General features: G+C 44.1%; 12 protein-coding genes. 2 read left to right on the top strand and 10 right to left on the bottom strand.

Going from position 1 to position 13,268, the window contains the following annotated elements; all coding sequences use genetic code 11:
* Positions 1 to 155: 155 nt before the first annotated feature.
* The 4 genes from P364_RS0128320 to P364_RS0128305 form a co-directional block, all read right to left on the bottom strand.
* Entirely contained in the window at positions 156 to 1,592 is a 1,437-nt protein-coding gene (locus tag P364_RS0128320) for a helix-turn-helix domain-containing protein (RefSeq protein ID WP_024633401.1), read from the bottom strand.
* A gap of 219 nt (positions 1,593 to 1,811) precedes the next feature.
* Complete coding sequence (locus P364_RS37660) at positions 1,812 to 1,958, bottom strand: hypothetical protein (protein ID WP_161634216.1); 147 nt, start codon at positions 1,956 to 1,958, stop codon at positions 1,812 to 1,814.
* Positions 1,959 to 2,043: 85 nt separating this feature from the next.
* Entirely contained in the window at positions 2,044 to 2,673 is a 630-nt protein-coding gene (locus P364_RS0128310) for a DapH/DapD/GlmU-related protein (protein ID WP_024633400.1), read from the bottom strand.
* A gap of 67 nt (positions 2,674 to 2,740) precedes the next feature.
* Positions 2,741 to 4,126, bottom strand: a complete 1,386-nt coding sequence (locus P364_RS0128305) for an MATE family efflux transporter (protein WP_024633399.1) — start codon at positions 4,124 to 4,126, stop codon at positions 2,741 to 2,743.
* 119 nt (positions 4,127 to 4,245) lie between these two features.
* Here P364_RS0128305 and P364_RS0128300 point away from each other — a divergent pair, with 119 nt between their 5' ends.
* Positions 4,246 to 5,148 (top strand): AraC family transcriptional regulator, encoded by a 903-nt coding sequence (locus P364_RS0128300; protein ID WP_024633398.1) that lies wholly within the window; start codon positions 4,246 to 4,248, stop codon positions 5,146 to 5,148.
* Positions 5,149 to 5,574: 426 nt separating this feature from the next.
* Here the strand turns inward: P364_RS0128300 and P364_RS0128295 are convergent, their stop codons facing one another.
* Positions 5,575 to 6,003: a MarR family winged helix-turn-helix transcriptional regulator gene (locus tag P364_RS0128295; protein WP_024633397.1), complete on the bottom strand. Its 429-nt coding sequence runs from the start codon at positions 6,001 to 6,003 to the stop codon at positions 5,575 to 5,577.
* A gap of 157 nt (positions 6,004 to 6,160) precedes the next feature.
* Between P364_RS0128295 and P364_RS0128290 the strand changes: the two genes are divergently transcribed.
* Entirely contained in the window at positions 6,161 to 7,471 is a 1,311-nt protein-coding gene (locus P364_RS0128290) for an amidohydrolase family protein (RefSeq protein WP_024633396.1), read from the top strand.
* A gap of 93 nt (positions 7,472 to 7,564) precedes the next feature.
* Here the strand turns inward: P364_RS0128290 and P364_RS0128285 are convergent, their stop codons facing one another.
* From P364_RS0128285 to P364_RS0128265, 5 genes are all read right to left on the bottom strand, one after another.
* Complete coding sequence (locus P364_RS0128285) at positions 7,565 to 8,551, bottom strand: glycoside hydrolase family 43 protein (protein ID WP_024633395.1); 987 nt, start codon at positions 8,549 to 8,551, stop codon at positions 7,565 to 7,567.
* An 87-nt stretch (positions 8,552 to 8,638) separates the two neighbouring features.
* Positions 8,639 to 9,661 (bottom strand): endo-1,4-beta-xylanase, encoded by a 1,023-nt coding sequence (locus P364_RS0128280; RefSeq protein ID WP_024633394.1) that lies wholly within the window; start codon positions 9,659 to 9,661, stop codon positions 8,639 to 8,641.
* A gap of 58 nt (positions 9,662 to 9,719) precedes the next feature.
* A complete protein-coding gene (locus P364_RS0128275) occupies positions 9,720 to 11,276 on the bottom strand; it encodes a glycoside hydrolase family 43 protein (protein WP_029881370.1) in 1,557 nt (518 codons plus the stop codon).
* Complete coding sequence (locus P364_RS0128270) at positions 11,277 to 12,230, bottom strand: carbohydrate ABC transporter permease (protein ID WP_024633392.1); 954 nt, start codon at positions 12,228 to 12,230, stop codon at positions 11,277 to 11,279.
* A complete protein-coding gene (locus tag P364_RS0128265; protein WP_024633391.1) occupies positions 12,230 to 13,195 on the bottom strand; it encodes an ABC transporter permease in 966 nt (321 codons plus the stop codon). Before P364_RS0128265 ends, P364_RS0128270 begins: the two co-directional genes overlap by 1 nt.
* Positions 13,196 to 13,268 lie beyond the last annotated feature (73 nt).

Genomic DNA, 13,268 nt, shown 5'->3' with positions numbered 1-13,268 from the left:
TTTCTGCCCCCTACTCTCAATATTGAACTCAGGCTTACCGACATCTCTTCTGCATGCCTAGAAAATCAGTTCGGAAAGTACATTGAGCATAAGATTTTTTGTCATAACAAACTAGACCAAAATCTTACGGAGGGTAAGGGAAATAATTGGTCAAATTATAAAAGCAACTCTTTACGTATATTGTCCAGATCTCTTTTGGACGGGATCGTAGAGATAATAACAACAGGCACGGTCTGCAATGAAACCGGAATATTACTAATGACAAAATCAATCTGGTGTTGCTGCATCATTTCGTCAGAGAGCCCTTTCATTATGGACGTATTGATGACCAGCTGATCCCCAATTTCCTTCTTGATCAAATCCGCTATGTAATGACGAATTGAAAATTCTTCTCCGATTACTAGGAAGGCCCTTTTCCTTTTATAACGTAAACTTGAACGAACCATTAAGGTTAGCTTGGTTAAATGAAAATGATTGTACATGACGGCAGGGTAAGCTTTGCCCCATGTTTGCATGCAGGTTTGCAGTTCCTGATACAGCTGCTGGCATTCATTTTGAACATATGCCGTTAAATTACTTTTGGAAATCATCATCCATTCAGAAATTGCATTATCGATTAATAACTTGTCAAAGAACGCGTATATCTCCAATATAAATCGTTCTTCCATCTCCAAATTGGGGTATACCTTTGCCAATAGACTTAGGAGCAGATTACCCATTTGATATTCCTCTTTATCTTTATGTAATTCGACTTCTTTCCTGGGCGTTATTTCTGATCCTTCATAATAATGATATTGGCTGAGACTAACCAGGGATTGCATAAAGTAGATTTCACTTTTGGGAAAATCAATGGAAAGCTTCTCTTCAAGACTTTTGGCAAGGGTCTTCACAGGCATATAAAACATCCCCTTTTCCCAGGGGTAAGCACTTTCGTCGATGTTTACGAATTTCCCTTGAAAGACTCTTTCTATAACAATGGCCAGCAAAAAGGAAAGTCTCCTTTTGGAATTGATAAAATATACGATGTTTTTCTCATTCTCTATATTTGTGATCAACTGATTGATGTAATCATAATCGACATTCGCAAAAGGCCATCCTGTAAACTCATACGCATCGCAATACAACTTCCAATAAAAATATCGAATATTCATTTCATTCCCTTTGATCATAGGGGTTGAATACGTAATGCGTAACTTATAAGCTTTTAGATCATTATTATTTAATTGCACAATCAGTTTCTTCAAAGATGAGGTGCTCATAAACATGACTCCGGCAAGCTCCTCCACGGACAGTCGGTCCACATTCGTGAACAAAACATTCATCAGTCGATAAAAAATAGTTTGTCTGAACATCGAAGAAATCACTTCACTCATCGTCTCACTTCGCCCATCACGCAGAAGAACGATTCCCTTTCCTCTAGAAACTTCTATAGTTACAGTCGGGGGCAATTGCTTGCTGATTTCCTCAACCATCTTACGTATTGTTTTATCTGAGACCCCTAAACTTTTTTCAACTTCGGCTAAGGTAAACCATCTTTGTTCCGTATCCAGCAGCGTTAGTAGTTGACTAGCTAATGTAAATCCTTTATCCATGTTTCCACCCTATTCCACTTATTTTGAATGTCATCGTGTTCGTTCAATCCATATGCGAGCCGACCCTTTCGGCACCATTTATAGGTTTTTCCTTTTTTTTCATGAAAAAACCCCCTCTGCTCAGCAAGATCAAGTCCATCTTAACAGATGTCTTTTTTATCTTGTCTACGAAAAGGGGATAACAGCAATTTTAATCCTATAGTTCCTATACCTTATTATTCAATTTGGGTTGTCTTCATAAAGATTTTTTTCAAATTGTTCTTCTATATGCTCTGCGTAACGGACAACACGCGGGGATTCCAATAACCTACCTATTACAAAATATAATCCAATCAAAATACATACTGATATAATGATTTCAACCATGAGTGGCATCATTCTCCCATTTTCTCTCCTTGCCAGGTAGCGTCTAGTCGGCCAAGTTAAATTTCATGATTTGCTTGGTTATCCATTACCATTCCACTTGGTCGAAACGCATGTTTTTATAGTAATACTCTCTGTCATGATCCGTGATTTCACGAAGGACTCTGCAAGGATTTCCAACAGCAATTACGTTGCTAGGAATATCTTTGGTTACCACGCTTCCTGCTCCGATCACACTTCCAGCACCGATAGTGACTCCTGGTACAATCACAACACAGCTACCGATCCATACGCCATCCTCGATAACTACGGGCAAAGCAAACATCCCACCTTCTTTACGTTTTTCTGGGTGTACGGGATGATTGGTTACCGCAATCGTAACATTTGGACCAAACATAACATCATTTCCAATCGTCACTTTATAGTCATCGACAACAGTTAAATTAAAGTTGATATAGACATTATTGCCTACCGTAGTGTTTGATCCGTATGACATCCGAATAGGAGGCTCCATCCAAACATGTTCACCAATACTACCGAAAAGCTGTGCCATCAGCGTCTTGCGCATTTCAATATCATCGGGATGTAAACGATTGATCTCATAACATAGTGCCTTTCCTCGTTGACGCGCACGAGCCAGATCCGATGCTTCCTTTGGATAATTCGCATCATGATCCGTAAACAGTTGCCGATTTGCCATTCGTTCTATAATATTCATGCCTTTGTCCCCTCTGCCTTTAATCTATTTCTTTTAGTTGACCGTACATTCTTTGATCGCATATTTCTTAAGCTACTGGTGAAAAAGTCCTTGTAATGTTATTTAGCCATTTGTATTGTCGGTAACGAATGAATGCCAAGGGTAACTTAATGAACTCATCCAAACTGATAACGATATATAATACAAGGGGGGATACGTTCCATACAAAAGCACAGAAATAGCCAAGCGGCAAAATAATGCCCCACATTACAATTGAATCACACCAAAAGCCAAATTTAGAGTCACCTCCTGCAGTGAATATTCCCGATATATTGGTTGCATTAACGGATTTGGCAATACAATAAAATGCACTAATATATAACATTCCATCCAGGTAGCTTTGAGAAATGACATTTAGATTTACTACGGTAAAAACAAGCGGTTTTATCAGGATAATTGTGACCCCTGCTATTATTCCAAATAGTACAGCATATAGATTCATTCTGTTTCCCACCTGTTTGGCTTTCTCGATCTCCCCTTTCCCTAGATATTTTCCAACCAGTATAGAACCTCCACTAGCAATACCTCCACACAGTACAATGGTTAAATTCTTAACTACGGATGCAACTGAATTCGCTGCCACCATATCAGCACTTACATGTCCAATAATTGCAGCAGTCGCCGTTAGTGCACCTCCCCAAACAATATAATTGCCCTGTACAGGCATGGTGTATTTCAGGAAATCCTTGAGGAGATTGCGTTGAATGCCATCACGTATCGGGAAACGAAACCGAATCGATCCTCTTGTCACGGAATAAATAACACAGCAGGCCAATTCAATAAACCGAGCTAAAACTGTACAAAGAGCCACCGCCGCAATCGCCATTAGAGGTCTGTCTGGAAAAAGGACAAAGATGCATAACGCATTAAACAAAATGTTTAAAATTAAACATAATGAACTAATCCAAGCACTTAATCTTGCATTCTCCATACTTCGAATCACGCTGAGATACATTTGTGAAATGCCCATCGCAAGATAAGAAAACGAATTCATCTTTAAAAATAATGAACCATACTGAATTAACTCAACATCATTTGTGAAAAATCGCATTAACGATTCAGGATATACAAAAGATACGAAGAAAAACAAAATGGAGATGCTAAAGGAGAACATGCAGGTAGTGCTAAGAATACGCTGGATGGTTTGTACATCTTTCCTCCCCCAATATTGTGCGGTTAGAATTCCTGCCCCCGCAGACATCCCCATGTAAAACAAGGTCAATGCAAAGGTAATTTGTCCGGCTAGAGATACAGCCGACATTGTAGATTGGCTAATCATTCCCAGCATAACTACATCAGCTGATATGACTGTGGCTGAGATTAGATTCTGTAATGCAATCGGAATGACAAGAGTAATTAATTCCTTATTAAAATTCCGAGTCATAGGAGCAGTTAACGGTACACGTTTTTTCACCTATCCACCCCTCTCTGTTGATCTCCATATTATCAAGATAGGATAAAATCATTGTCCTTTCCATAAATATTTGCTATAATTTTGTCAAAATCGTATATTCGTCGGAGGCATTTTGTTTTATGAAAAATTTAGAAGTATTTTCTGATTTATCGGAACGATTGAATTATAATCTACCTGAGTTGCCCTTGTATGTCCGGAAGGGGAGCTTGAATCAATTTGATAATTTTGAAGCTGCGGCTCATTGGCATTCGGATGTGGAATTCATTTACATTCTTGAAGGTTCTATGGAGTATTCTATTAACGGACAAACCGTTTGCTTAGACCAAGGAACTGGGATTTTTGTGAACAGTCATCGTTTGCATTTTGGTTTTTCTCACACTCATAGTAATTGTTCATTTATAGTTGTAGTCATTCATTCCTCTCTTATCGGGGAAGGTGCTTCGTTGATGCAAGCATACTGGGGAGAGAAGTTCGGTCCAAACATGGATGATTTTCTAGTACTAACAGATGAGATCGCCTGGCAGCAAAACATATTGTCATCTATCCAAGCGATCTATGAGGAAATGCACAATAGCTTTGCTCCAAATCCGTTCCGTTTAACTTCACAGGCTTTATCTCTATGTGCTGGTGTGGGAGATCATTTGCAACAGAAGGTGGGGGGGATTCAAGATGTGCAATTATGGACGAATATTCAGAAAATGACTCGATTCATTCATCAAAACTACGAGCAAAAAATAACTCTTCAAGACATCGCATCCGCAGGAGCCGTTTGTAGGAGCAGCTGCTGTACTTTATTTAATAAATACGTGGGTCAAACTCCCAACAACTATCTCATTCGATACCGCCTTCATAAAAGTTGTGAGATGTTGCGAGAGACCAAAAGATCGGTGAGTGAAATCGCACTGGCCTGCGGCTTTCAAAGTGTGAGTTATTTCTCATCCCTTTTTCGCAAACAAATAGGATTAGTTCCGCTAGCATATCGAAAAAGCGGTATAAATGGCTTAAGTAAAACGGAGAATTAAATCTACTTACAGCGGACCTTTTAACAGCACGACTTAAGGTTCAGTTTTGTCCTGCCAACCCTTCCTTTTACGCGCATTGCCTTTGGCATTCACCCTCTTATGAGCCAGCTATTTATCCGTTTTCAACTCACTCTTTGCTGTATGGATGAAGGCAGCCATTGATAGAGAAATCCATTTCTCCCAATGCCAGAGCATCTGTGCGGAAAGGAACCTCCGATAGATCCCATGGTAAGGCAACCAGCCTGCCCTCTCTCAAGTCTTCTTTCAGAAAAATTTCAGGTAACAAGGAGATTACGTACAGGAATAAGTGGAGACATTAGCTATAATCCCGTCGATCGGTACAACTTCGAGCAGGCATTACGTAAAATCTCCTCTCCTGCACTCGTTATGCCGGGGTCAAATGATTTGTTTTTCACCCCAGAGGATTTATACAGTCTCATTGATTTTGATCAACAATTTCTTTAATACTTGCTTCTCTTCGTCGGTAAGGACTTGAACGATTTCTTCCTCCACCTTTTGAAAAGAGTCTTGAAAGTCTTCAATCAGTTCAACCGCTTTTGGCAATACGTATATATTTTTTTGCCGTTCATTATTGGCCGGGATTTTACGTTCGATGAACCCTTTTTGCTCTAGACCTTGAAGCATACTTGTAATGCTGGCCCGACTTAAATGAAACCGATCAGCAAGATCCATTTGGATAATATTTTTATTTTGGTTCTCGTAAAGATAGTCAATTACTTTTCCTTGTTGAGCGTTTAACCCCAGCTCTTTTATACTCTCGTCTGCTCTTTTCTTTAACTTAAGACCGATAATCTGAAATAAATCCAGATAAGGTGTTTCCTTTCGGGATTTCATCATCGTCCCCCCTTTGATTGTTAGTTATCTAATTGTAAGTAAATAAACTATACAGCGATCCTATTCGCTTGTCAAAAAAAACATTAGTCTATTGACAGTTAGAAAACTAACAGTTAACATTCAAATTGTTCATATACAACATTCAGGAGGAATTCAGATGGAGAAGTTAACTCAAACTGCTGCGTTAGAACAAGTTACGGCGATTACAAATGTACGAATCTTTGATGGAGAGCAAATTATTGCGCCCAGACATGTTGTTATTAAAGGGGAGTCTATTATTTCAGTCGGTGGCGACTTTCCAGCCAATGCAAAGATTATCGATGGAGAAAATGCGACTTTAATGCCTGGTCTGATTGATGCACACGTTCACACCTCGATCGGCGGATTACGAGATGCCCTAAAATTCGGCGTTACCACGGAACTCGAAATGAACGGAGATTTTACTCAAAGAGGGCGCGAAATTCAGTTAAAAAATGTGAATGACATCGCAGATGTGCGTTCTGCTGGCACAGCGATCACCGCTCCAGGCGGACATCCGGATGAATTACTACCGGATGGAGATGAAATACCGGAATTCGTATTAAAGGAATTAGCGAAGTTATCGGAGGCAGACCGGGAAGCCATGTTAGCCGCTTACGCTCACGATCATGAAGAAATACCGCAAGTGACAACGGTGGAAGAAGCGATTAAACATGTGCATACCCAAGTCGAGAATGGAGCCGACTATATTAAGATCATGATAGAAGAAGGAACGGTCATGGGTGCACCTGGCCTGCCTGTATTGAGTGACGAGATTCTAAAAACAGCCGTGACAGAAGCCCATAAGTCCGGTAAGCTGGTCATCGCCCACGTCTTGACGGCTCTTTCTTCTCAACAAGCCATCGATTTTGGAGTCGACGGTTTGGGCCACTTGTTCATCGACAGACCCGAGTACACCTCCGAGTTAGTGAAATCTATAGCGAGTTCAGGCGCATTTGTTACTCCGTGCTTGGTGTTGAATTCATCGATTATCGGAAATCCAGCATCCGAATTGGCGAATGATCCGCGTGTTCATTCCAAATTAAGTTCAGATTGGATTGATATTTTGAACTCAAGCTTCAATACGTTCCCTCAAGGCAATATGGAGAACAGCTTTAAAAATGTGATGGACCTTCACCGTGCTGGAGTTGATATTTTGGTAGGGACGGATGTCGCGCCGGTTCCCGTTCCAAATCTTGGCGGCCTTGCTCATGGGGCAAGTGTCCACCACGAAATGCAGCTGCTGGTGAAGGCCGGATTCACTCCGATCGAAGCTCTGCAGTCGGCTACTTCGAAACCGGCCCGTTGCTTTGGTCTTCACGATCGCGGCCGCATTACCGAAGGTGCGCGAGCAGATCTCATTCTCGTTGACGGTGATCCAACAACTACGATTTCGGATACCTTGTCGATCAAATCCGTATGGTTCAATGGATCGCACCAAGTAGGTTAATCAGCCTCAATCTGCCTGTACAATAAAAACTAAATAACTAAATAACTAAAACTCCGTGCCAAAGCACGGAGTTTTAAAGTTTAATGATGCATCTTATTTCTCTGGATATGGATCAATCATGCGAATCGTGCCGTCCGGGTTGTACGTCAACTCGGCAAATTTTACGCAGCGCTTGTAATCAACTCCGCCGGAAAGGGAGCAATCGTGATAGAACAAATACCACTTTTCCTTGAATTGTACAATCGAATGATGCGTTGTCCAGCCCATGACTGGCGGCAAAATGGTACCTTGGAACGTAAACGGACCCATGGGATTGTCACCGATGGCGTACACCAACTTGTGCGTCGTTCCTGTGGAATAGGACAAATAGTATTTTCCATTATATTTGTGCATCCATGGTCCTTCAAAATATCTGCGATTCTCGTCCCCAGCGGTCAGCGGATTTCCTTCCTGATCCACGATGGATATCTCCAGCGCCTCCGAAGCCATTGAGAGCATATCTTCACTCAGCTTTGCAACTCTTGGGCCGATCGCCGGAGCACCCGGAGCAGGGCCCTCCGCTTGTTCCACATAGCTTCCAGTCTGCCATTTTTCCAACTGTCCCCCCCACAGCCCACCAAAGAGCATATAGGCCTGCTGATCCTCATCCACGAATACAGCGGGATCAATACTGAAGCTGCCCTGAATATATTGCTCCTCTGGCTTGAACGGTCCTGCTGGAGACGACGATGTAGCCACGCCGATGCGGAAAATGCCATCATGGTCCCTTGCCGGGAAAAACAAATAATAGGTACCTTTTCTGTATGCGGCATCCGGTGCCCACATCTGACTGGACGCCCAAGGGACATCCCTCACATGCAGCACCTCGCCATGATCCGTCACGGGTGAAGCCGTGTCCGCCATAGATAGCACATGATAATCCTCCATCTTGTACTGATCTCCGTTGTCATTTACCGGACCGTCGTGATCCAGATCATGGGATGGGTAAATATAAATGCGACCCTCAAACACATGCGCTGAAGGATCAGCAGTGAATATATGCGTAACTATAGGTTGATGCGGTTTAGGTAATTCGGACATACAAATGGCTCCTTCCAAAAGATATGCACTCCCGAGTTTCTCTTCGAGACTGCTATGGATTAAACGAAACGGTATTTCCGCTCCATGTCACTTAGGTACAGTGATTCGCGCAACACGCTGATAGGCTTCCTTGGGGCGATGCAATTCATCGAACAGGAATGGCCAATTTTTCCGCCCTCGGACCGGGAAATGGTCCAGCCAGGTGTAATCGTCGGCAGCCCCCCAGAATGTTACAGCGCTAATATGTCCCTTATATTCGTGAAGCAGGCGGAAGATGGATTCATATCGCTCGGCTTGCAATTCTAGCATCTCTTGCGAAGGCTGAACTAGATCCGTCCGCCTGTCTTCAAAGCGAAATACCGATACATCCAGTTCGGTGAGCTGAAGCTGCAGGCCAAGCTGCGCATACCGCTCAATCGCGGCGCGCATATCATCCAGGGAAGGATCATACAAATTCCAGTGTGCCTGCAGGCCAACACCATGAATTGGCACGCCTTGATCGAGTAACGAACGAACAAGCCGAAAGATGCGTTCCCGCTTCTGCGGATTGGATTCGTTATAATCGTTATAGAACAAAAGCGCCTGTGGATCTGCCTCATGGGCGAATTCGAACGCTTTGGCAATAAAATCCTCCCCGGCGATATCCAGCCATTTGGATGGACGCAGGAGCGCGCTTTCGTCATCTGCATCATCGGAAATAACCTCGTTCACGACGTCCCATGCATAGATAACGTCCTTGTATCTGCCAACAACGGTCTGAATGTGCTCCTTCAATCGCTCCAGCAATACATCGCGCTCCACCAGTCCGCCGGTTTCATTCTCGAACAGCCAATCCGGAGTCTGGTTATGCCAGACCAGTGTGTGACCGCGCAGCGCCATGCCTTGCTCTTTGGCAAAGGAAGCGATCACATCCGCATCCTCAAACGTATACAGTCCCTGCTGTGGATGCACACTGGAGAATTTCATTTCATTTTCTGCCGTTAGGCTGTTGAAGTGATATGCAAGCAATGAACGCTGACTTTCGATCGTCTTTGGATTCACTGCTGCTCCAATGTGAAAGCTATCCTTGTACAGGTCCTTCAGTGGAACCTCTTCTCGAAATGAACCCATGATTTCCCTCCTCTAATATTTCTAATTGACTAGCAGTTTAGCTCTTGTTATTGGCGGATTAGATCGAGTATTCGAACCAGTCGAATCGGGCAGGTGCACTGCTTGCCTGACCATTTCCGGTAGCATATAGTCCGACCACCGCCCCGGTAAAGCACATTTTGTGCACAAAATCCTCCGGGGAAATGGCTTGTGCCGAGCCTGAACCCAATACTGTCCAGTTCTGTCCGTCCTCGGAACAAGCCAGCCTATATTCCTTCTCTGTTGATTCAATTCGGAGCGATAGCCGCTCTGTTACAATCTCGCTCTCGTGAACCGTGTTAGACTCTCCCCGCACCGTCAAGCGAGCAAAGAGAACGTTTCGTCCTTTCAACCGCTTAATTCCAATCTCATAATGTGCGTCCTCATCCCGTCGAACGCACAATCCCGCTTCTTCTCCATCGGCAGCTGGCATGAATGAAAGGCAGGTCGTAAAACTGGCATGAATATGCTGCTGCCTGCGGCCTACAAACGTGATCTGACCGATGTCATCAAGACTTCCCGCCTGGCCATACAACGTCAGGTAACCTGGTTTTTCCGTAAGCATGCATACTCCTTCTGTCGGGTTGCGCACAAACATCCATTGCAACCCAAGCTCACCGTCGAATTCTTCCCGGCCGACAATGATGGCTGTATGGCTCTCGGGCAAGGAAGGCGATGCCACTGGCAAACGTTGGACCTTCATATCCAAACTCACTAGTCCTTCATTGTTGTCAATGTGTGGCCACCCCTCGTTCCAAACAACCGGTGCGAGGAAGGTTTCACGTCCAAGCACGCTATATCCATCCGCTGTCAAACGCACGCCAAGGAAAACGGCCCACCAGTCTCCATTGTGATCCTCCACCAGATCGGCATGACCCAAATACTGAATCGGATGATCCAGATGGCGATGGGTCAGAATGGGATCAGGATAGCGTTCAAACGGACCATAAAGTCGATCGCTTCGGCCGATGATCTCACGATGCTCCTTAGCCGTTCCGCCAGAAGCGGACATCATATAATACAAACCATTAATTTTATACAGATGCGGTCCTTCGGTCCACGGCCCGCCATCCCCATGCCACACAACTTGTGGCTCAGAGAGCGCCTCACCCGTGGCGATGTCGATCTCGTACTGGATGGCATGAGAATCGTAATCGGCGCCTTGTTGAGCGGTCACGTACACTCTGCCATCATCATCAAAAAACAGCGATGGGTCGATTCCCCCATATGGGATGCGAATCGGATCAGACCAAGGGCCAGCAGGATCGGTTGCCGTAACGTAGAAATTGCCAATGCCTCTCACATCCGTCGTAATCATATAAAATGTTCCTTCATGGTAACGCAGTACAGGAGCATAAATGCCGTCTGAACTTTTCCGCCCGGTCAAATCAAGCTGGCTGACCCGATTTAACACATTGCCAATCTGCTCCCAATGAATGAGATCCCGGCTCCGAAAGATCGGCACTCCGGGAAAATATTCAAACGAGCTGCAAATGAGGTAAAAATATTGTTCCGCCTTTACAATGCTGGGATCCGGATAGAATCCGGGAAGGATTGGGTTGGCATAATAGATGGTATTAGTTTGGAGTTGTTTCATCTATTCCTTCACGCTCCCTACATTTAGTCCCACAACAAAGTATTTTTGCATAAACGGATACACCAGCAAGATCGGTACCGAAGCAACAATTGTAATCGCGGCTCGGATTGAAATCGGTGTAACTTGGGTGGAATGTTCCATGCCCACACCATTGGCTACCGATGGATTGCTATTGGCATTCATACTGGAAGACAAGAGCTTCATCAATTCATATTGCAGCGTGCTTAGCTCTTGACGGGAGGATGTGTACAGGAATGCATCGAACCACGAGTTCCACGCACCTACCGCAACAAAAAGCGCGATGGTTGCGAGCACAGGCTTACAAAGTGGGAAAATGATTTTCCAGAAGATTCTGAAATCCCCCGCACCGTCGATTTTTGCTGATTCAATCAAGCTTTCGGGAATCGTGTAAATATAGGTACGAATAACGATCAGGTTGAACGCACTAATCAGCGATGGTAAAACATATACCCAGAATGAATTGATTAAGTGCAGGTCCTTCATCAGGAAATACCCCGGAATAAGCCCTGCGTTGAAATACATAGTAAGTACAAAAATGGTCGTAATCAGTTTACGAAAAATATAATCCCGCCGGCTCAGCGTGTAGGCAAGCATCGTGGTCAGGAATATATTCAGTACAGTGGACAGAACCGTACGCGCCACGGACACCAAAAACGCGTTATAGATCGTGCCTGACGCAAATACGGCTTTGTAATTTTGCATCGTGAAATCGCGGGGCCATAAATAAAGCCCCCCCCGGATGGTGTCGTTCCCTGCATTGAACGAAACGACAATCGTATTCAGAAACGGGTACAACGTTACAATGACCAGCAAAATCATGAAAATTGAATTGAAGGTGTTGAACAGAAGTGGTTCGATGCCTCTGCCACCCGGGCGGCGAACGGAAAGTGCCCCTGTATTTCCAGAACCAGACAATGGTGTTTTTTTCATCATTATAAAAGCCTCTCTTCCCCAAGCCGCTTGGCGGTCCAATTCGCGATGAGCAACATGGTAATGCTGACTACCGTTTTGAATATACCGCCGGCAGTAGCGAGCGAATAGTTGCCCTGGGCGATCCCGTATTTGAGTACAAAGATATCAATGGTCTCCGACCAGTCAACAACCAGTCCGTTGCCCAGCAAATATTGAACCTCAAAACCTGCTTCCAGAATATGTCCGATAGACATAATCAGCAGGATGACAATGGTAGGCTTGATTCCCGGCAAGGTGATGTTCCACATTTTTTGATAGCGATTGGCTCCATCAATGTCAGAAGCTTCGTACAACGCCGGATCAATAGAGGCTATGGCTGCCAAATAAATAATCGTGTTCCAGCCAACTTCCTTCCAGACATGGGACCCCGCAACAACTCCCCAGAAATATTTCCCTTCGGTCAGCCAGAGAATAGGCTCATTGATGAGATGCAGCTTCATTAAAATATCATTAATAATACCATCGGAAGCAAGAGAGGTCGCTACGATGCCAGTAACGATAATCCATGATAAAAAATGGGGCAGATACGAGATCGTTTGCACTGTCCGCTTCCACATGACCTTTTTGATCTCATTAAGCAGAAGGGCCAGAATAATAGCGGTTACAAATCCCAAAATTAGATTGATAACACTCATGGCCAGCGTATTACGCAGCACACGCAGGAAATTGTCATCGGTGAATAAAAATTGAAAATGCTTGAATCCTACCCAGGTTTGCTGGGAGAAGCTTCTCGCAGGCTTATAATCCTGAAAAGCCATTGTCCAGCCCCAGACAGGCACATAAGAAAAGGTGATAATATACGCGAGCAAAGGAACAGACATCCAGATCAGTTGTCTCTGCGCTTTGATGTTCTGCCAGGTCAGCCGTCGAATTTTCGGTTTTTTCTTTGGGCTGAGCGGCTTGCTGCCCACTACAATTTCCTCCATAATATCAAGCTCCCTATCCATCTTTATATTGTAAGGAAAAACGTCTAGCGACACATTTCCCACTATGACAATC

It is taken from the genome of Paenibacillus sp. MAEPY2 (assembly GCF_000499205.1).
Lineage (GTDB): Bacteria > Bacillota > Bacilli > Paenibacillales > Paenibacillaceae > Paenibacillus > Paenibacillus vandeheii.
Note: the sequence above shows the minus strand (reverse complement) of the source record. Positions and strands in the feature narration are given on the sequence as shown.